We start from the raw sequence: 20,619 nt of genomic DNA on the forward strand, positions 1-20,619 counted from the left end.
GCGTTTTTTATTTCTCCCTATCCCATAATACTCATAGCAATGTAACATTTGTTTATTTTCAGTGACTTACTGATTATAACCAACAAATAACTATACTATGAAAACAAGGTTTCTTTCCTGCACAGTTCTCATGATGATATTAGGCAATTCCCTATTTTGTGCACAAGATAAAGTTCAGACTCCTGAAAAGAATGAAGTGATCAATAACTTAATCAAAAATGAAAAAGAAGCAATGATCTGGTATGCCTTAAAGGATGGGGCTAAAATTGAAATTGCTAAGATAAACACAGAAATTACCCGTAGCAATACCACAGTGGATGTAAAAACTACCGTAAAAATGGCTGGTAAGCCAGATTGGGTTGATGAAACCATTGCAGAGCTTCCTCAATTAAAACCAATAAAACATACTTCTTTCAACACACAAAGGGACATGGCTTTACATTTTGGGAAAACAGTAACCGGATATTATACAGACAAAGCAAGCAATACCAAAACCGAAATTAACGAAAAGGGAGAGGGAGGATTTTTCGATAGTAACATCTATCCTCAGATCATCCGGTGGTTACCGCTTAAAGATCATTATAAGACTGATATTGCCATTTTTGACTACAATCCGAAATCAAGCAAGAGGTTAATGAAGGCCCATATTACAGATACACAAAAAGGAACTTTTCTCAATAAAGAGGTCTGGATGGTGAGTGTGACAGATGATATTTCTGACAATGCTGTAAAAATGACTTTTTATATTGACACAAAATCCAACCAGGTTTTGAAACAGGAAATTGATGCGGGTGGAAGAAAGATGTTGATCGAAAGAATTGATTAAAAAGACTACATAAAAAAACGCGCCTTTTGGGCGCGTTTTTTATATATAAAGTTTAATGTAATTAAAACTTCAGATCTCCGTTCACTTCTCTTACCGCTTTAGCAGCCTCAGCAAACTTCAATTGCTCTTCTACAGTAAGTGTTACGTTTACGATCTTTTCAACACCATTTTTACCGATAATAGCAGGAACACCTAAGCAGATATCAGTTTGGTTGTATTCCCCTTCAAGCATCAAAGAACAAGGGATCATTTTTTTCTGGTCACATGCAATTGCCTGAACCATTACAGAAACAGCCGCACCTGGAGCATACCAAGCTGAAGTTCCTAATAATTTAGTTAATGTAGCTCCACCAACTTTCGTTTCTTCAATTACATATTTTTGTTGATCAGCATCAAGGAATTCAGTTACAGGAACTCCGTTTCTTGTCGCTTTGCTCAATAATGGAAGCATTCCTGTATCACTGTGAGCAGCGATTACCATTCCGTCTACATCAGAAATAGGGCTTTCCAATGCTTCAGCCAATCTGTATTTAAATCTGGCAGAATCCAATGCACCCCCCATTCCGATGATCTTATGTTTTGGAAGACCGGAAGTTTTGTGTACTAAATATGCCATTGTATCCATAGGGTTAGAAACTACAATGATAATTACATCAGGAGAATGCTTTACCAGGTTAGCAGTAACGTCTTTTACGATTCCTGCATTAATTCCGATCAATTCTTCTCTTGTCATTCCAGGTTTTCTTGGAATCCCTGAAGTGATTACTGCTACATGAGATCCTGCAGTTTTGCTGTAGTCTCCTGTTGTTCCCGTAATTTTGGTATCAAAACCGTTAAGCGACGCTGTCTGCATCAAATCCATTGCTTTACCTTCAGCAAAACCTTCTTTAATGTCTACTAAAACTACCTCTGAACAGAAGTTTTTCATAGCGATGTATTCTGCACAGCTTGCTCCTACAGCGCCTGCACCTACTACAGTTACTTTCATAATGTATACTTTTTAAAATTATTTATTTTTAGTTCAGTCTAAAAATTTGACTCCCAAATTTAACAATTCCTGAAAAATTGAGCAATCTTTCAGGAAGTTAATTATCTGCAAAGGATATATTTGGATTTCAGACCAGAAATTAATTTACGTTCAGTAAAAAAGTGTATAATTTTTTGGCTCCCGATAATACCTCGTTGTAGTTCTCTTCAGAAACTTCAGTATCCAGAACCTCTTTAAAGTTTTTCCACATGGATCCCGTGTTCTCCTGATAACAACCGAAGAAATTGAAAGTTACCTCATCAAAACCCTCCGTTTTAGAAAGTTGTTTCGCAATAACATTTCCTCCTAATGTAGAACCTTCAATTACATACATCATTCCCAATGCCTCATGCTCATTATTTACCTCAAGTCTCTGGGATGTCTTTTGGTTTTCCAAAGCAAGACTTTCCAGATCTTTTTCGATAAGGGGAAGTTTTACTCTCTGTTCCAATTGAAGTTTATCACCAAACTTGTCATGAAGGCTGTTGAAAATTTTATCTTCAGAATGCAAAAGCATCAGGTAATTCGTATGAATGATTTTTTTATAATCTTCTAAAGTAAAGGTCTTATTAAAAATCTTTTCAGAGTTAAAAAGTTTCTCAGCAGCATCGTGATATTCAGCTGTATTTTGTTTAAGATATTCAGATACCATAATATGGATTTAAAAGTTCCTCAAATTTAGGGCTTTTTAAACGTTAAAATGAAAGAAGTACCCTCTTTATCACTTTTATAATCCACATTCCCTCCTATTCTCTTCATAATTCTATGAACAATAGACAGCCCGATGCCATTCCCCTTAAACTTCTTGGCATTATCCATTCTGTTGAAAATCTTAAACATTTTATGCTTTTCCTCTTCAGGAATTCCGATTCCATTGTCTGAAATTTTATAAACAACCGTTTCTCCCACTTCATGCCCTTCGATTTTTACTGTCGGTTGCTCCTGATGAGAGGAGTATTTTACGGCATTATTAATGATATTTAAAAATACCTGGTGCAACATGGTTTTATCTGCCAGGACCTCGGGAGCTTCCTTGATGATAATCTCTGTTTTCGGGCTATCGAAAGTGATTCTGGCATTCTCAGAAATTTTTTCGATTGTCTGATGAGGCTGCAGGCTTTCCAGTTCAATTTCACTGTGCTTTGCACGGCTCAATTGAAGGACATCATGCATCATCTCTGCCATATTATCAATTTCTTCGATAATAGACTTTAACTTATTTTTTTCCTTTTCGGATTTGTCAAAATTAGAAAGAAGCATCTGGGCATTAAGCTTCATTACAGTAAGCGGTGTTCCCAGGTCATGAGAGATCGTATAAGAAAAACTATCCAGCTCCTCATTTACCTTTTTAAGCTGGTCATTCAGCTGTTTTATGGTGTTATATTGCTTGTGGGATGTTTCTAAAATTACATCACGAACCACCTGTACTCCGCTTATGTTTCTGGAACTCCATCGTTTGGAATTACCTTTAATGTTTTCCTTAAATACTTCAAAAGATTTTCTTGGAGAAACGATCTGCTTTTCCTCCCCGTTTTGAACGAAAACATCAACCTTCTTTTCAGGATTTCCGGCCCAATCTATATGTTCGTCAAATTCCCGGCGGAACCAGATCAACATTTCATTCTTAACCCGGTCTATGAAGTATATGATAATCCCTGCACTATCTTTGTCGAGTTCCAGATCATTACCGTACTCTTTCAGGAAACTGCGGTTAATGTAAATACTTTCATCTGTGTTTTCGTAAGCCCAGTTTACTATTTTCTGAATAACTACGTGGGCTGGAGTAATTCCTGTTTTTACAATATTGTCATCCGAAATAATTGCCAGACCATCTGCTTCTGCAATATTCATAATTTCTTTCCTGTTCTGAACCAGAGAGTCGAATAAAGAATTTTGTTTCAGAAACTCTGTTTTCAGAAATGCAGATTTTTCATTCAGATCCAGGCGATACTTCAGTTCTCTTTTGGTTTTAAAAGACGAATAGGCATTAGATGCCAATGCTGTAAAAATCCCTGCCTGAACGCGGTCTTCCAGATCTATATGTTTAGGTTCGGTATTCTGACAGGTTACCAATCCCCATAGCTTATCATCGATAATGATGGAAACACTAAAACTTGAAGAAGCTCCTGAGTTTTTGATATACTGCCCATGAATAGGAGACATTCCACGTGACGCAGCGAATGTAAGATCTATATTTTGTTGTATTTTGCTTAAAATAGGAACAGTTTCAGAATATACATTACTGAAAATCCTCTTTCTTTTTTTAAGATACAGTTCCCTGGCCTGTCTTGGGATATCCGTTTCAGGATAATGCAATCCGAGATAACTATGTGTACCATTACTTCTTTTTTCAGCAATCACCTTCCCTGAACCATCGGTCATAAACTTATACACCATCATTCTGTCATAATTCACAATTTTAGAAAGCGTGTTTAAAAGCTGATCCCAGATTTCCTGAGCATTGTCTATAATATAAAAGTTATCGTACTTATTGGATATCCGCTTATTGGGATTTTCAATAACCTTCTCAAACTCTAAAAAGATGCGGCCGCTATTTCGGAAAACAGAAAAATGATATTCCGTTCCGTGGATGAATATTTTATCGAAATACGTCTCATTTTCTCGTCTTGTAAACGTATTCAGTGAATTATAAATCTCTGATTCTATAATACTTTGGAAGCTTTCCGGAAAATCACTGATCTTTTTATCGAAAAGGATGTTTACATCTTCGATAGCAAATATATCCCTTATATTTTCACTGAAAAAAGTAATGAAGTGAGATTCTGCATCAATGCCAATCAGGTATCCAAAACTTTGTACATACCCCGGAATATGGATGGGTTCTTCGTGACATTCTACAAAATTCATAGTATTCTAAAATCAATCAAATATAACGATTTTTTTGATGAAATATTACTTTGTGGTATCTAAACCTTTTATAAATTCAACTATTTAAATAACAGCACATTAGAATACAATCCATTGTTATTAATATAATAAATTTTGTTAAGAAAATCACAATTTTTTTCATAAAATTAAAGGAAAATGATTATTAACATCAAACTAATATTAAATTAAAATAATTCTAATAATTAAGTAAAATTCACTAGTTTTATATCACCAAAACATGAAAACATAAATAAATAATCAAATATTTTTAAAAGAAATATATTATTTATTTACCTAACACTCAAATACATCAGTATGAAAAAATTATTTATAATCCCTCTTATTTCCTTTTTTCTACCTGGACTCATTAATTATTCCGAAGCTTGTACAAGAGTTGTTTATAAAGGTCCTGATAACACAGTTATCACTGCCCGGTCTATGGACTGGCGTGATGAAATTGCAGTAAATTTATGGGTACTCCCGCGAGGAATACAACGTGACGGCGAAGTTGGTGCAAAATCCGTTAAATGGACCTCTAAATATGGCAGCCTTATCAGCACAGCATGGGATATTGCAACCGCTGACGGAATGAACGAAAAAGGACTTGTTGCCAATGTACTATGGCTGGGTGAAAGCCAATATCCGAAATTTAATCCCAAGGGACGTGAGAAAGGCATTTCGATTTCGATGTGGGCCCAATATTTCCTTGATAATTTTGAAAATGTAAAAGAGGCTGTCGATTATATGAAAAAAGAACCGTTCGTTGTTGTAAGTGATTATATCCCGGGAACTGAACGATTTACCACCCTTCATTTATCTTTATCAGATGCTTCCGGGGATAATGCTGTTTTAGAATACATCGACGGAAAACTGGTTATCCATCACGATCCGTCTTACACTGTAATGACAAACTCCCCTGTTTTTGATCAGCAACTCGCTTTAAATAATTACTGGAAAGGAATCCCGGGTACTATTATGCTTCCCGGAACCAATCGTGCAGCAGACCGTTTTGTAAGAGCTTCTTATTATATCGATGCGATTCCGAAAACTTCTGATACCCGCTCTGCGGTAGCAAGTGTTTTCAGTGTGATCAGAAATTGTTCGGTACCATACGGTATAAGTTCAGAAACAGAACCTAATATCTCTTCAACAAGATGGCGTTCTGTCTCCGACCATAAAAATCTGGTTTACTACTTCGAAACCGTATTCACTCCCAATACCTTTTGGGTAGATCTTAAAGAATTTGATTTCAGCCCCAAAGGAAAAATATTAAAATTAAACCTTGATAATTTTAAAACCTACAACGGAAAAACCAATAAAGACTTTGTAGAAAGCAAGCCTTTTAAATTCCTGGGACTTTAGATCCTTTTCAATCTTTAAACTCAATATAAAGCACTATGACCTTTTTTTCACTAAAAAAAAGAATGCAATTACTTTGCCTGATTGTCTTCTCGATATCAGTAAGCGGGCAGGTGAAAGACTCTGCACAGACCCAACCGGAAGAAGATAATATAAAATATCCTCAGCTACAGATCAAAGGGCTTTTTCAGGCGAGATATCTTGTTGGTATGACCAAAGATGTTGATGTAAACGGACTTCATCATGAAGACGGATCCGGAACTGATAATAATTTCATGCTCAAATACATGAGGGTACAGGTAAGAGCACAGATCAGCAAACGCACTGAAGTGGTCGTATTGGCTAATCTGGCAGATTTCAAAAATGATCCCAAAAGCAGGGTTCTCGAAAATGCTTATTTGAAATACACCTTCAATCCTAAACTTGCCATCACTGTCGGGCAATTCCGTCCGTGGTTCGGGATTGAAGAAACTTACCCTATAGACATCATCAAGTCTTTGGACTGGTCCAATCAGTACACTGAATTCGGAAAATTGGGATGGACAAGTTTCCAGATAGGGATGTCTGCTACCGGGCAGCTTGAGCTGGGAGAAATACCTTTCCAATATGCGGTTTCTGTAGTTAATGGTAATGGAAAGAATCAGGTTAATGATAACGACAACGGAAAACAATATTCAACCCGCCTGGTATTCGGGCTTTTAAAAAAATACAATTTTAACGTTGGTTTAAATGGCGGCATAGGTGAAGTCTTTGGTAAAAAGGTTTACGCCCTTGGAGTGGACCTCAGCTCATTGGTTACTTTTGATCCTAAATGGAGCCTCGATATGCAGTTGGAGGCGAAACAGGCAACAAATCATGTTTTGTATAATTCAATAGCAGCCGAACAAAGGCCCGACAATCCGGACAATTATCTGATTCGTGGCATTTATTTTTTACCAAACTTAAGATATGAAATCAACCATAGAAACCTCAGCGCCTTCGAATTATCCTGCCGGTATGAATACCTGGACACCAATTTCAGGATGAACTCCAATCCCCGGCAAACGATCACTCCGATGTTCGGTTTAGAGTTTCTTAAAAACTATGGCGCAAGAATTCAATTGGGTGTACAGTTCGACAGATATAAAAAACAGATTGAAAATACCTCACAATACAATAATAATCTATTCATCGTTCAGGTGCAAAGTAGATTTTAATCATTAACACATTACTACTATGAAAGAAATAAATATCAAGAATGTCGCAATAACTTTTGCTGTTGCCCTTATCATCTGGTTTATTCCTGAGCCCGATGGTGTTACCGCAGATGCGTGGCACCTTTTTGCCATTTTCGCGGCAACAATTTTAGGAATCATTCTAAAAGCAGCTCCTATGGGAACCATGTGTATGATGGCTATCGGATTCACTGCACTAACCCAGGTAATTGCACCGGGTGATGCGGGAAAATCAATCACTAAAGCACTCTCCGGCTTTGGAGATAAAGTGATATGGCTGATTGGGATCTCATTTTTTATTGCACGGGGATTTATAAAAACCGGCCTGGGAAATCGTATTGCTTTTTTATTCATAAGGATTTTCGGTAAAAGTTCCCTTGGGCTGGCTTATGGTCTGGGATTAGCGGATGTCTGCCTGGCTCCCGCTATCCCTAGTAATACCGCACGGGGAGGAGGTATCATCTACCCTATTATGAAATCCATGGCTATCAGTTTTGATTCTGTTCCGGAAAAACCGGAAACCCACAGAAAGCTAGGGGCATTCTTAACGCTGAACAGCTATTATATGAACCTGATCGCTTCCTCTATGTTCTTAACAGGAACCGCCAGTAATCCGATGTGTCAGAAATTTGCAGCCAATCTGGGCATCAACATCACTTGGATGTCATGGGCTGCTGCTGGTTTCCTGCCTGGTTTGGTTGCCTTTTTTGCAGTTCCGTTAGTACTCTATAAATTGTATCCACCGGAATTGAAAAAAACAGGTGACGCTCCTAAAATGGCTGCTCAAAAGCTTAAAGACATGGGGCCTATTTCAAGGAACGAATGGCTGATGCTATTGGCATTCTTCATTTTACTGGCACTCTGGATATTTGGCGGAGCACTTTCAATTGATGCTACTACAACCGCTTTTATAGGATTAACCTTACTGCTTCTGACTTCTGTCCTGACATGGGAAGATGTAAAGTCAGAGAAAGGAGCCTGGGATACCATCGTATGGTTTGCCGTACTGGTTATGATGGCAAGCTCACTGAATGAACTCGGCTTTATCGGATGGTTCAGTGACCTGATCAAAGTGAAAATCGGTGGACTGAGCTGGCAGGTGGCCTTTCCTGTAATTATTGTTGTATACTTTTTCAGCCATTATATTTTCGCCAGTGCTACTGCCCATGTCGCTGCCATGTACGCCGCATTGTTAGGTGTAGGTGTTGCCGTGGGGATACCACCAATGTTACTGGCCATGATGCTCGGTTTTCTGGGTTCTATTTATGGGGTACTTACGCATTATGGCCACGGTCCTGCTCCGGTATTTTTCGGAAGCGGCTATGTAGAGCTGAAAGCCTGGTGGCTTCGCGGTTTGGAAATAGGAATCGTACTTCTTATTATCTACATGGTAGTAGGTGGCTTATGGATGAAAGTATTGGGATATTATTAAAAATAAAAAAACAAAAATTATGCTGTCTACCTTGTCAAGAAAAATGCTGATGTGCCTCACAGGATTGTTTCTGAGTTTTTTCTTGCTGATCCATTTCCTGGGAAATCTTCAGCTGTTCCTGCCGCAGGAGCAGGCACATTTGCAATTCAATGCCTATTCTCACTTCCTTTCGGGTAATATTGTAATCAAAATCGTTTCTTATGTCCTGTACGCAAGTATTATTCTTCACGCAGTAGATGGTTTAATCATCACTTTAAAAAACAAAAAATCGGGTGGACGTTATTCTGCCGACAGACGCGGAAGAGCAAGCAAGTGGTATTCCAGGAATATGGGAATATTAGGAACTTTATTACTGATCTTTCTGGTGATCCATTTTCAGAACTTCTGGTATGTATATAAATTCGGTAGTCCGCCATTAGACAATAACGGGAATAAGGATCTTTATATACTTGTGGTGACGGTATTTAAAGAATGGTGGTATGTGATCATTTATGTAATTTCCATGGCTGCCCTATGCTATCATCTTATCCATGGGATCTATAGCGCAGTAAGAACACTGGGACTTTATCATCCGAAGTTTGTAAAATGGTTTAAGACCATAGGAATTGCTTATTCAGTCATAATCAGTGTCGGATTTGCGCTCATGCCTGTTTATGTTTTCTTTACCGCTAATTAAAAATAAAACCGATGAAGTTAGATTCTAAAATACCCCAGGGACCATTAGAACAAAAATGGGCTCAATATAAAAAAACGGCAAAACTCGTTAATCCTGCAAACCGTAAAAAGCTGGATGTTATCGTAGTCGGAACAGGACTGGCAGGAAGTTCCATAGCTGCATCTCTTGGAGAAATGGGCTATAATGTAAAATCATTCTGTTTTCAGGACAGTCCGAGAAGAGCCCACTCCGTAGCAGCTCAGGGAGGAGTAAATGCTGCTAAAAATTATAAAAATGATGGAGACAGCGTGTACAGAATGTTTGTGGATACCCTCAAAGGAGGAGATTTCAGAGCTCGTGAGGCCAATGTATACCGCATGGCTGAATGTTCGTTAAACCTTATTGATCAGGCAGTAGCGCAGGGAGTTCCTTTTGGCAGGGAGTACGGAGGCTACCTCAACAACCGGTCTTTTGGCGGAGTCCAGGTAAGCAGAACATTCTATGCCAGAGGTCAAACTGGTCAGCAATTGCTTCTGGGAGCATATCAGGCATTAATGAGGCAGGTGGGTAAAAATACCGTACAATTGTTTTCCAGACATGAAATGCTGGATCTTGTGCTCATTGATGGCAAGGCAAGAGGAGTTATTGTAAGAAATTTGGATACCGGCGAGATTGAACGGCATTCTGCTCATGCTGTTGTATTAGCCACCGGCGGATATGGTAAAATTTATTACCTCTCCACATTGGCCATGGGATGTAATGGCTCAGCAATCTGGAGAGCCCATAAAAAAGGAGCTTTAATGGCTTCACCAAGTTGGATACAGGTTCACCCGACATCATTGCCCCAATCCGGAGATTATCAATCCAAGCTGACCCTGATGTCCGAATCTCTCCGGAATGATGGAAGGATATGGGTTCCTTTAAAAGATAATGAAACCAGATCTCCAAATGATATTCCTGAGAATGAACGGGATTATTATCTGGAAAGGCGGTACCCTGCTTTTGGCAATCTGGCACCAAGGGATATTTCCTCCCGGGCTGCTAAAGAAAGAATTGATGCCGGATTCGGTATCGGACCTCTTAAAAATGCAGTATATCTTGATTTTTCCAAAGCAATTAAGGAACAGGGCAAAGAAAAAATTAAGGAAAAATATGGAAACCTGTTCGATATGTATTTAAAAATAACAGGATATGATGCTTATAAAGAACCCATGATGATCTCTCCTTCTGCCCACTTTTCTATGGGCGGATTATGGGTAGATTATGAGCTCATGACAACCATTCCGGGGCTGTTTGCTCTGGGAGAAGCCAATTTTGCAGATCATGGAGCCAACAGACTGGGGGCCAATTCCCTTCTTCAGGCTTCCGTAGATGGCTATTTCATTGCTCCGTATACGATCGCAAATTATCTTTCCAATGAAATCCATACCGGAAAAATATCAACCGATAACCTGGCATTTGAGAATGCGGAAAATGCCGTTAAGCAACAGATTGAACACCTTATCAATATCAAAGGGAACAAAACCGTTGATTACTATCATAAAACCCTGGGCAAGCTGCTTTATGATTATTGTGGGTTAGCAAGAAATGAAGCAGGCCTGAAATATGCCATTGAAGAAATAAAAAAACTGAAAGCAGAATTTTATAAAAACGTAAGAGTTTCCGGTGATGAAAACCACATGAATACAGAATTGGAAAAAGCCGGACGTGTTGCAGATTATTTTGAAATCGGTGAACTGATGTGCTACGATGCCCTCACCCGAAACGAATCTTGTGGAGCCCATTTCCGTGAAGAATATCAGACTCCCGATGGAGAAGCCCTGAGAAATGATTCTGAATTTCAGTTTATTTCTGCCTGGGCATGGAAAGGTGAAAATCAGGAACCTGAATTAATTAAAGAACCGCTTGTATTTGAAGAAATACAACCCACTGTAAGAAGTTATAAATAAAAAAAGAAATTATGGATTTACATCTTAAAATATGGAGACAGAAAGACAGAAGCACGGAAGGAAAGCTCGTAAATTATGATTTAAAAGATCTCAATTCCCACATGTCTTTTCTCGAAATGCTCGATACACTTAATGAAAAGCTGATCGTAGAAGGAGAAGAACCGGTAGAATTCGATCATGACTGTCGTGAAGGTATTTGCGGACAATGTGGAATCATGATCAATGGCTTGGCACACGGTCCCTTAGAAAACACGACCACATGCCAGCTCCACCTGCGTTCTTTTAAAGACAGAGAAACTATTGTTATAGAACCTTTCCGGGCGGAAGCATTTCCGGTAAAAAGAGATCTAAAAGTTGACCGCTCGGCTTTTGACAGAATTATTTCTTCGGGAGGTTTTGTTTCCGTGAATACGGGACAGGCTCCGGATGCCACGGCCATTGCAGTTACTCACCAGATTGCCGAAGAAGCTTTTGATTCCGCGGCCTGTATCGGATGCGGAGCTTGTGTAGCCACTTGTAAAAATGCGAGTGCAGCATTGTTTACCTCTGCAAAAATAAGCCATATGGTACTTCTTCCCCAGGGAAAAGAAGAAAGGAGCGAACGGGTGATTAAAATGGTTCAGCAGATGGATAAAGAATTATTCGGTCATTGCTCCAATACAGAAGCTTGTGAAGTGGAATGCCCTCAGGGAATATCAGTTCTTAATATTGCGCGTATGAACTATGAATACAGCAGGGCTTTATTTTTCAGAAAAAAGTAAATAAAAAAAGCAAAAGGACAAAAAGGTGAATTTTCTTTTTCGTTATTCTACCCTTTTGCCCTTTTACACCTTATGTTTTAACTTCCTTAGACTTCCTTATCAAAGTACAGCATATAATACTTTCCTTTTTCATCCTGTCCCTGTTCCAGCATCTTCCGGTCACCATGAATGTAGATATGAAAATTTTTATCTAATTTGATAATGCTTTTAAAATGGCGTTGTGTCTTTTTTACAGCCGCTTCACTGATCGGAAATTCTTCAGCAATATTGATCTGCATATCCTGTTCGTAATCTGTTTTAAAGTTAACAAAACTCTCAATCACGTGTTCATCACCAAGTACCTCACTCGCAAAATCATCAAGCTTAAACTCTTCTTTTTCTTTAAAGAAATTGATGGATTTATTCAAAAAGTCAGCCTGATCCGCTTTAGAAACCTCAAATTCCTGCGGAAGCTGCTTGGTAATATAGTCCTTGTACACCATTAAAGCTTCCTGAGTATGGAAATACTCATCATCACGCTGCTTTACTTTAAGAAAATCCTCAAACCAGTAATACATATCACCGTTCTTGTTATTATCCACTACAGATAAAACATATCCGCTTTCTTTGTTATTATTATAGATCAAAGCTGCCTTATCAATTTTTGACAAGCCAATACCCTGATCTTTTTCAAGTCCAAAAGTTTCTTCCTGAGGAAATATCTTTAAGAAAGATTCTCTTTTTTCAGTCTTAAAAATACCTATTTTATCCACTTTCTCATCGCCTTCCCTTTCATCTTCAAAGAAAACAATAAACAATTCTCCTCCCTGCACTCTCGGATTTTCAGCAGCTTCAAAAAGGTGTTTGGCAATATTCTCCGATTCCCATAGAAATTTGGCCTTATCCTCAAAAATTTCTGTTACAGAACTGTAAACAGGATTATTGACAAGATAAGTATCACTGTAAAACTGGTACGTTTCTTCTGTTTTAAAAGAACCTAGAAAGTAATCTTCCAGCATTTCTGCCATCCCTTCTTCCAACTGCAGCTCTTCCTGGGAAAGTGTTAAAGACTCACCGTTGATCTTATTTCCTACTCTGTGTACTATAATTTTTGAAAACATTTTTGATTTTTATGGATTGCAAAGATATTAATAATATCAAATACCGGACAGCATTTCATTCTGATAATAACCTTATCATTTTGAATGGTTTTCTGGCTGCATAAACACAAGTAACATTCGCTCAAATGATTGATTTACAATATATTAAAATAAAAACACTTTCAAAGGAACACATTTGGTATCACCATTCTCAAAACATAAAAAATGGACTTAAAGACCTTAAACAGAATAGACCGGCTGCGAAGATTAAAAAGCAGAGGACCGAAAACCCCGAAATGGATGAAGCCCTATCACTTGCTATTTATAGCATTTCTTGTACTCTTTATTTTCGGAGGATTTATCAGATTTTTAGAACAAAACCATTATTAAATAAATATGAATTACTTACAGGCCGTTCAGGAAATTACAGAAGTTATTCCTGATATACAGTACGAGTTGGATGAGCACAAAACACAAAGTTCTTATTATGCCATGAGCACTTTTACAGATCATATCAAGCGAATGATTCGTCAAAATGAAAGGACACTCCTTTTTAAAAGTTTAAAAAAGATGAGTAACATCTATAAAAACGGAGATACTATACTTAAGAATGCTATAGAATGTACTTTTATTTATTCCCTCGATAATGTCACTATCCTTTGTAATGAAGAATACCGGAAAGCAATATTTAGCCACATGTCCAGGGATTTGCAAAAAATATATGCCAAGCAGATTTACAATCATGGCATATAATGACAGCATTTATCATCAGAAAAAGAATCCTTTTGTCACTTTAAGGAGATTTTCCGTGGAAAACGGTTGATAAAAACCGGCCACCTTATTTTTTTATTACATTTTTCAGGTATTTCATTACACAATTATCATGACTATGAAGACAAAAATCAGAAAACAATTCGACTGGAAACAGTGGAAAGAAGCGAATTCCAGACACAATATCGAAATATTGGCAACTCATATTGCTTTAATAATCGGAGTATTTATTGTTGCATCATACTTATAAGTTTGGTATAATTTTGGCGGCAATAAAAGTGTTTGAAAAATAAAATATTATTTATGATGAACGAGCCAATGCAAACTATTAATGAAGAGACAGCTGTAGAGTATTTAAAATTTTTCTATCCCACTCTTAGAAGTGAAATTACTCAATTATCAATGCAAAAAAATTTCGCCGGTATTATTCAATCCACGGTAAATTACTTGAAGAACCTCTTACGGGAATCCAAGATTAATATTATCGGCCATCATATCAAATTGATGGAAGGAATTTACCGTAATGCGGATACTTATGTTAAAGATATTATCGAAAATCTTTTCGTAAGATCATTTGAAAGCTTTAAAAAGCATACTAAAATACAACACTGGAATGCGATCTTTCAGTATATGCCGGTTAATTTCCAGGAAATTTACCTGGAACAGCAGAAAAAAGATCAGATATTTTTTGGTAAAAAATAAATAGCAAAATGCCCCGGAATCTTTCGATTCCGGGGCATTTTTATTGGATGATATCAATCTCTTTATTGATCTTTTTTCTTCACGAAAACTTTTTGAATGGTTTCAAGTTCTTGTCTGTTCAATTTTGTTGTTTTTTCAAGTTTCGCTAAAAAAGCATCTACTTCCTCCGGAGTTGCTGGGGATCCCAGATTTTCTCCTTTGTCATTAAAAGAATCTGTAAGAACCTCACCTTTAGAATTCAATACCAACCAAAAAGGAAGGCCTGCATTCTCACCTTTATATTGATTCATCATTGCTTCGCCTCCGGGATTTTCAAGAACTTTCTTTTCTCCTCTTTCCTGTACATCCACATAGGCCGTAACATAGTTTTTATCAAACAAAGGCTTTGTTTCCGGAAGATTCATATTCTTTTCCATCAGTTTACACCATTGGCACCATGACGCATGGAATACAAGAAGTACATTTTTATTTTCCTTTTTAGCATCTGTAAGAGCTTTGTTAAGGACTACATCTGCTTTTTCCTGCGCAAATCCCAACTGAAATAAAAGTACAGTAAACACCAGGATTATTTTAGAATATTTCATTTCAATATTTTTTTAAGTTAATACAACACGAATTTAGGTAATTTATCAGGAATTTATAATAATAAAATACAAAATCAAAAAACTGCTGGTTTTCGGTCTAGTATCTATACATATTTACTCTATTATTTTAATAATGTTTCATCTACGGAAATACGTCGGAAGACAATCAAAGGTTCTTTTTTCCTTACAATGTCTAATGTGTTCTGAACTAAAAAAGTGAGCAGTATATAAAAGAGAATCAGGATTGAGACAAATGCAATTCCATGCTGTCTGTATCCAAAAATCCCTTTTCCCCATGAAATCAATATCCATTGTATCATATACATGGAGGTGAGGTTTTTACTGCAATATTTTAAAACTTTCATCCATGTATTTTCCTTTGCTTTACTTGTCAGTCTGAAAATAGCCCAAAGAAATATCAGCGTCCATCCTGCAAAATAAATTACACCTCCAGGCCCCATATGATAAAAACCATTGTAGTGATAATTCCCATACATAAAAACCAAAGGAGCACCTAAGGCAATAAATATAAGCCCGACGTAGAGCATATTTTTAAACAATTGCGGCCCGTTATAATTCAGCTGCTGAAACCATTTCCCAAAAAACATCCCGATAATAATAAAAGACATCCATGGAAAAACAGGAAAGTACACATAAGCAGGAAAATTATTATTAAAAAGAAGATCCAGAATATAGTTAACGACAGGAAAATTAATATGAATACCGCTTACTTCTCTTGATACAAGAGCCACCAAAAGACCTATCGCAAGGATACCATATTTATTCTTCACATATTTCCTGATAAATCCTACAAAAAGGAGAGACATTCCTGCCAGTTGCAAGATATCCCCCAGCAGTGCCAGATATAGATATTGCTGCTCTATCGGACCATGCCATCCATATTTTTCGATAAAATGTGCAGGAGCAAAACCTAAAATTACGGGAACAATGAACTTCATAAAATTCATAAAAAAAGCCGCTAATAAAAGTAAACTTCCCCGTTTGATGGCACTTGTTAAACTTTGATGGCTGGAAGTCATGAATGTGATTCCCATACAAATCAGAAAAATAGAAGTCCCTCTTCCTAAAAAGACAATAAAACTTCCAATTGCCGTATCTGATTGTGATTTCACATTGGCAAATATGAGCAAGGTATGAATGATAATCATCCCTATTACACTCATTCCTTTTATCAGGTCCAATGTTAAGATTCTTTTGTTGAGTTGTTCCATAGTTTTGTTTAATTCAATAGATATAGTTGATAATCAAACTGTTTTAGTTTTTTTAAAAAAATTTAATTTTTATTAATTCTAAATAAAAACAAATATACTTATTTAAAACAAATAATCAAGTTCCATGATCAATTTCATCGGTATTTTATTCCAATGGTTTATTAATATTATTTCCCGTTTATTTTTTACTTTAACTTTTTTGTAATTTAGATGAATGCATTTCCGGGCTCATGCTGCTTACATTAGAGAATAAACAAAATGATTGATATAAAAAAATACTCAGATCAAAAGGGACACCCTGAACCTAGGCGTGTCATTAGGTATACGCTGTTCTGGTGCAAGAGCGGGCATGCTGAAATTCTGATTGACGAGCATTTTTTTATTCTGGAAGCCAATCAAACCGTAACCATTACCTCAGGACAATTTCATCAGTTAAAATCTGTTGAAGGCGAATTAACGGCTCTTGAATTCACGCTTGATTTTTTCAGTAAAAGCGACAGCGATGTAGAGCTCATTTTCCATAACGGACTGTTCTGCCATTTCGGTATGAATGAAAAGATCACGATACACCGTCCGGACTTCTTTACAGAAACACTTAAACAGATTGAAGATGAAATTAATGAAAAGCCTTATCAATATATCATTTCTACCCATTCATTGGTTGAATTATTGTTAATAGAAATCAATCGCAGTAAAATTGCAAATGGTGATGAGATCTGGAAACCTGATGCTTTATTTTTAAAGTTTCTGGAACATGTCCGCCATAATTTTTCGCAGAATTATCCGGTATCCTATTTTGCCGATATTCTGGGGACTACAGAAGCAAAGCTCAATGAGGTCTCTAAATTGCACACCAATAAAACAGCACTGAACGTCATCTACAGTCTTATTATTTCCGAATCTAAAAGATTATTGCTCTACGAAAAGCTTACGGTTAAGGAGATCGCTTATCAGTTGGGATTCAATGATCCTTTTTACTTTTCAAACTTCTTTAAAAAGCATACTTCCTTATCTCCCAAGGATTATCAAAAGGCAGTGAAAAACTAAATCTTATATGCTTTTCCCAGGATTGTCTATTCTTTAGCTACCCGTCATTCGCGAAATTTGTACTTATAATTCAACCAATAAAATAATGAGTATGAAAGCGAGACAGGACATAGCTGTTTTTCTGTTAAGAATAGCCCTTGCTACCGGATTTTTATCCGCTACTGCCAGCAGATTGGGACTTTGGCGAAACCGGTCTTCGGGATGGATAAATTTTATAAACTATACCGCAGAAACCAATTCATTCTTACCCCGGTCATTAGCACCATTCATTGCAACAGCATCAACTATTGCAGAGTTGTCGCTTGGTATTTTACTATTGGTGGGATACCAAATCCATAAAGCAGCTTTATTTGCATCATTCCTCACCTTATTATTTGCTTTAGCAATGTCTTTTTCTTTTGGACTTAAAGAGCCTTTGGATTATTCAGTATTTGCATTTAGTGCCGGAGCATTTTTACTCAGTACTTTTCCACATTACAAGTGGACCATTGAACATCTTCTGAATCAATAACAATTAAAAATAAATTACAATGAACACTAACATTCACGATTACATCGTAAAAACAGAACAAAAAGAATGGCAACCTTTAATTGAAAAAGGAATTCACTATGAAGGCATCTTCGTTAAATCTCTGAAATTTGATCCTGAAAAGAACAGATCAACAACAATTCTTTTAAAATTTGAACCGGGAGCAAGCTACCCTTATCACAATCATCCGGCAGGAGAAGAATTGTTTATTATGGAAGGAGATGCCATTATTGCCGGAGCGCGTCTGGAAAAAGGAGATTATTTGTATACGCCTCCTAACTTTAAACACTCTGTAAAATCAGAAAACGGATGTCTGATTTTCTTTATGATCCCTGAAGAGGTTGAAATTCTTTAAAAGACAACTCCTCTATTAAAAAAAAACCGCAGTAAAAAAATCTTTTACTGCGGTTGTATTATTAAAGGTAAGTATATACTTAACTTATTATTTCACTTCTTCGAAGTCTGCATCCTGTACATCATCACCTCCTGCATTTCCGCCAGGATTCTGAGCTCCGGCATCAGCACCCTGAGCTTGTTGTCCTGCTGCATACATTTCTTCTGAAGCTGCCATCCAAGCTGCATCCAAAGCTTCAGTTTTAGCTTTTACATCGTCAGAATTTTTAGCTTCAAATGCTGTTTTCAGTTCTGCTGCTGCAGCTTCTATGGCTGCTTTTTTATCTGCAGATAATTTATCCCCAAACTCTTTCAATTGCTTTTCAGTCTGGAAGATCAATCCGTCTGCTTTATTGAAGATCTCAACTTCTTCTTTTCTTTTCGCATCCGCTGCAGAATTTTCCTGAGCTTCTTTTTTCATTCTTTCGATTTCTTCGTCAGAAAGACCTGAAGAAGCCTGGATTTTGATAGACTGCTCTTTACCTGTACCTTTATCTTTAGCAGATACACTTAAGATACCGTTGGCATCAATATCGAAAGTAACTTCGATTTGAGGAACTCCTCTTGGTGCAGGTGGAATATCTGTAAGATCAAATCTACCGATTTCTTTATTGTCATTGAACATTGGTCTTTCACCTTGTCCTACTCTGATGCTTACAGCTGGCTGGTTGTCAGAAGCTGTAGAGAATACTTCAGATTTTTTCGTTGGGATCGTAGTGTTCGCTTCAATTAATTTAGTGAATACAGAACCCATTGTTTCAATACCTAAAGAAAGTGGAGTAACGTCAAGAAGTAATACATCTTTTACATCACCTGTTAATACACCACCTTGGATAGCTGCACCAATAGCTACAACCTCATCCGGGTTAACTCCTTTAGATGGTTTCTTACCAAAGAATTTTTCCACTTCTTCCTGAATGATCGGAATTCTTGTAGAACCACCTACCAGGATTACTTCGTCGATATCAGAAGTTGATAAACCTGCATCTTTTAATGCCTTAGCAACCGGCTCCATAGATCTTCTTACAAGATCAGCAGATAACTGCTCGAATTTAGCTTTAGTTAAAGTCTTCACTAAGTGTTTAGGACCTGTAGCTGTAGCTGTAATATATGGCAAGTTGATTTCAGTCTGTGGAGAAGAAGATAATTCGATTTTTGCTTTTTCTGCAGCTTCTTTCAATCTTTGAAGAGCAATAGCATCTGCTTTCAAGTCTACACCTTCTTCAGCTTTGAATTCATCAGCCATCCAGTTAATGATCACATCATCGAAATCATCACCTCCTAAGTGTGTATCACCGTTTGTAGACAATACTTCGAATACACCATCTCCTAAATCAAGGATAGAAATATCGAAAGTACCACCTCCAAGGTCATATACCGCGATCTTCTGATCTTTGTGATTTTTATCAAGACCGTACGCTAAAGCTGCAGCAGTAGGCTCATTGATAATTCTTTCTACTTTTAAACCTGCGATTTCACCCGCTTCCTTAGTAGCTTGTCTTTGTGCATCATTGAAGTATGCAGGAACAGTAATTACCGCTCTTGTTACTTCTTGTCCAAGATAATCTTCAGCCGTTTTCTTCATTTTCTGAAGAATCATTGCAGAAATTTCCTGTGGTGTATATTCTCTGTCGTCGATTTTTACTTTTACAGTATCATTTGGTCCGGATACAACTTCGTAAGGTACTCTTGAGATTTCTTTAGCATCTTCTTTAAAATGAGTCCCGATAAATCTTTTAATAGAGTATACAGTTTTCTTTGGATTCGTTACAGCCTGTCTTTTTGCAGGATCACCTACTTTTCTTTCACCATCTTCTGTAAACGCTACGATAGAAGGAGTTGTTCTTTTTCCTTCCGCATTAGGGATAACAACAGGGTCTTTACCCTCCATTACAGCAACACAAGAGTTGGTCGTTCCTAAGTCAATTCCAATTATTTTACTCATAATATTTTTTATTTTTCTAATTTTTAATTTGATTTACACTGTACATTTCTCAATATTCGTACCATTCAAATATATATGACAAATTGACATACATCATCAGAGAACATGGACGCAGCCGGCCATCGCATAAGTCAGCACTCAAAAATATTCCTTTATATATCAACAATTTATGAATAATCTGGTTTAAGACTTTTTTGCCATATTGAGCTAACCAGCATGACCATT

Annotated in this window: 21 protein-coding genes; 14 read left to right on the plus strand and 7 right to left on the minus strand. The window is 37.1% G+C overall.

The window, feature by feature from the left end:
• Positions 1–97: 97 nt before the first annotated feature.
• Positions 98–826, plus strand: coding sequence for a hypothetical protein (locus ACNFU2_RS08930; protein ID WP_172279864.1), 729 nt, complete (start codon positions 98–100; stop codon positions 824–826).
• 61 nt (positions 827–887) lie between these two features.
• Here ACNFU2_RS08930 and ACNFU2_RS08935 read toward each other — a convergent pair whose 3' ends face one another.
• The 3 genes from ACNFU2_RS08935 to ACNFU2_RS08945 form a co-directional block, all read right to left on the minus strand.
• Positions 888–1,814: a malate dehydrogenase gene (locus ACNFU2_RS08935; protein ID WP_172279865.1), complete on the minus strand. Its 927-nt coding sequence runs from the start codon at positions 1,812–1,814 to the stop codon at positions 888–890.
• A 139-nt stretch (positions 1,815–1,953) separates the two neighbouring features.
• Positions 1,954–2,505 carry a biliverdin-producing heme oxygenase gene (locus tag ACNFU2_RS08940; RefSeq protein WP_418124684.1) on the minus strand — a complete coding sequence of 184 codons (552 nt, stop codon included), beginning with the start codon at positions 2,503–2,505 and terminating at the stop codon, positions 1,954–1,956.
• A gap of 26 nt (positions 2,506–2,531) precedes the next feature.
• Positions 2,532–4,721 (minus strand): ATP-binding protein, encoded by a 2,190-nt coding sequence (locus ACNFU2_RS08945; protein ID WP_306613877.1) that lies wholly within the window; start codon positions 4,719–4,721, stop codon positions 2,532–2,534.
• Positions 4,722–5,057: 336 nt separating this feature from the next.
• Here ACNFU2_RS08945 and ACNFU2_RS08950 point away from each other — a divergent pair, with 336 nt between their 5' ends.
• The 6 genes from ACNFU2_RS08950 (at position 5,058) to ACNFU2_RS08975 (ending at position 12,112) form a co-directional block, all read left to right on the plus strand.
• The gene (locus tag ACNFU2_RS08950) at positions 5,058–6,104 is read left to right on the plus strand and encodes a linear amide C-N hydrolase (RefSeq protein WP_273648826.1); all 1,047 of its coding nucleotides are present in this window, start codon (positions 5,058–5,060) and stop codon (positions 6,102–6,104) included.
• 62 nt (positions 6,105–6,166) lie between these two features.
• Positions 6,167–7,297 (plus strand): porin, encoded by a 1,131-nt coding sequence (locus ACNFU2_RS08955; RefSeq protein WP_273648828.1) that lies wholly within the window; start codon positions 6,167–6,169, stop codon positions 7,295–7,297.
• Between the two features lie 19 nt (positions 7,298–7,316).
• On the plus strand, positions 7,317–8,747 hold the full coding sequence (locus ACNFU2_RS08960) for an anion permease (RefSeq protein WP_306613880.1): 1,431 nt from the start codon (positions 7,317–7,319) through the stop codon (positions 8,745–8,747).
• A gap of 19 nt (positions 8,748–8,766) precedes the next feature.
• Positions 8,767–9,423 (plus strand): succinate dehydrogenase cytochrome b subunit, encoded by a 657-nt coding sequence (locus ACNFU2_RS08965; RefSeq protein ID WP_273648831.1) that lies wholly within the window; start codon positions 8,767–8,769, stop codon positions 9,421–9,423.
• A gap of 11 nt (positions 9,424–9,434) precedes the next feature.
• On the plus strand, positions 9,435–11,351 hold the full coding sequence (locus ACNFU2_RS08970; RefSeq protein WP_306613882.1) for a fumarate reductase/succinate dehydrogenase flavoprotein subunit: 1,917 nt from the start codon (positions 9,435–9,437) through the stop codon (positions 11,349–11,351).
• A gap of 11 nt (positions 11,352–11,362) precedes the next feature.
• Positions 11,363–12,112 (plus strand): succinate dehydrogenase/fumarate reductase iron-sulfur subunit, encoded by a 750-nt coding sequence (locus ACNFU2_RS08975; RefSeq protein ID WP_306613884.1) that lies wholly within the window; start codon positions 11,363–11,365, stop codon positions 12,110–12,112.
• Positions 12,113–12,198: 86 nt separating this feature from the next.
• Here the strand turns inward: ACNFU2_RS08975 and ACNFU2_RS08980 are convergent, their stop codons facing one another.
• Positions 12,199–13,212 carry a nucleoid-associated protein gene (locus ACNFU2_RS08980; RefSeq protein ID WP_172279874.1) on the minus strand — a complete coding sequence of 338 codons (1,014 nt, stop codon included), beginning with the start codon at positions 13,210–13,212 and terminating at the stop codon, positions 12,199–12,201.
• A gap of 204 nt (positions 13,213–13,416) precedes the next feature.
• Between ACNFU2_RS08980 and ACNFU2_RS08985 the strand changes: the two genes are divergently transcribed.
• The 4 genes from ACNFU2_RS08985 to ACNFU2_RS09000 all read left to right on the plus strand — a co-directional run bounded on the left by ACNFU2_RS08985 (position 13,417) and on the right by ACNFU2_RS09000 (position 14,664).
• Positions 13,417–13,581 carry a hypothetical protein gene (locus tag ACNFU2_RS08985; RefSeq protein WP_306613886.1) on the plus strand — a complete coding sequence of 55 codons (165 nt, stop codon included), beginning with the start codon at positions 13,417–13,419 and terminating at the stop codon, positions 13,579–13,581.
• Positions 13,582–13,587: 6 nt separating this feature from the next.
• Positions 13,588–13,944: a DUF7674 family protein gene (locus ACNFU2_RS08990; RefSeq protein WP_306613888.1), complete on the plus strand. Its 357-nt coding sequence runs from the start codon at positions 13,588–13,590 to the stop codon at positions 13,942–13,944.
• Positions 13,945–14,080: 136 nt separating this feature from the next.
• A complete protein-coding gene (locus ACNFU2_RS08995; protein WP_262888816.1) occupies positions 14,081–14,212 on the plus strand; it encodes a hypothetical protein in 132 nt (43 codons plus the stop codon).
• A 53-nt stretch (positions 14,213–14,265) separates the two neighbouring features.
• Entirely contained in the window at positions 14,266–14,664 is a 399-nt protein-coding gene (locus ACNFU2_RS09000) for a DUF7674 family protein (RefSeq protein ID WP_172279876.1), read from the plus strand.
• 62 nt (positions 14,665–14,726) lie between these two features.
• On the opposite strand, the gene ACNFU2_RS09005 is transcribed toward ACNFU2_RS09000, so the two are convergent.
• Together ACNFU2_RS09005 and ACNFU2_RS09010 are read right to left on the minus strand one after the other, a co-directional pair.
• Positions 14,727–15,248, minus strand: a complete 522-nt coding sequence (locus tag ACNFU2_RS09005) for a thioredoxin family protein (RefSeq protein WP_306613890.1) — start codon at positions 15,246–15,248, stop codon at positions 14,727–14,729.
• 122 nt (positions 15,249–15,370) lie between these two features.
• The gene (locus tag ACNFU2_RS09010) at positions 15,371–16,480 is read right to left on the minus strand and encodes a heparan-alpha-glucosaminide N-acetyltransferase domain-containing protein (RefSeq protein WP_306613892.1); all 1,110 of its coding nucleotides are present in this window, start codon (positions 16,478–16,480) and stop codon (positions 15,371–15,373) included.
• A gap of 258 nt (positions 16,481–16,738) precedes the next feature.
• On the opposite strand from ACNFU2_RS09010, the gene ACNFU2_RS09015 reads away from it, so the two are divergent.
• The 3 genes from ACNFU2_RS09015 (at position 16,739) to ACNFU2_RS09025 (ending at position 18,411) form a co-directional block, all read left to right on the plus strand.
• Positions 16,739–17,527 (plus strand): helix-turn-helix domain-containing protein, encoded by a 789-nt coding sequence (locus ACNFU2_RS09015; protein ID WP_418124691.1) that lies wholly within the window; start codon positions 16,739–16,741, stop codon positions 17,525–17,527.
• A gap of 91 nt (positions 17,528–17,618) precedes the next feature.
• Positions 17,619–18,038, plus strand: coding sequence for a DoxX family membrane protein (locus tag ACNFU2_RS09020; RefSeq protein ID WP_306613895.1), 420 nt, complete (start codon positions 17,619–17,621; stop codon positions 18,036–18,038).
• Between the two features lie 19 nt (positions 18,039–18,057).
• Complete coding sequence (locus tag ACNFU2_RS09025) at positions 18,058–18,411, plus strand: cupin domain-containing protein (RefSeq protein WP_273648846.1); 354 nt, start codon at positions 18,058–18,060, stop codon at positions 18,409–18,411.
• A gap of 87 nt (positions 18,412–18,498) precedes the next feature.
• Here ACNFU2_RS09025 and dnaK read toward each other — a convergent pair whose 3' ends face one another.
• Complete coding sequence (gene dnaK / locus ACNFU2_RS09030; protein ID WP_172279883.1) at positions 18,499–20,394, minus strand: molecular chaperone DnaK; 1,896 nt, start codon at positions 20,392–20,394, stop codon at positions 18,499–18,501.
• Positions 20,395–20,619 lie beyond the last annotated feature (225 nt).

Source organism: Chryseobacterium sp. PTM-20240506, assembly GCF_048296755.1.
GTDB classification, from domain to species: domain Bacteria; phylum Bacteroidota; class Bacteroidia; order Flavobacteriales; family Weeksellaceae; genus Chryseobacterium; species Chryseobacterium proteolyticum.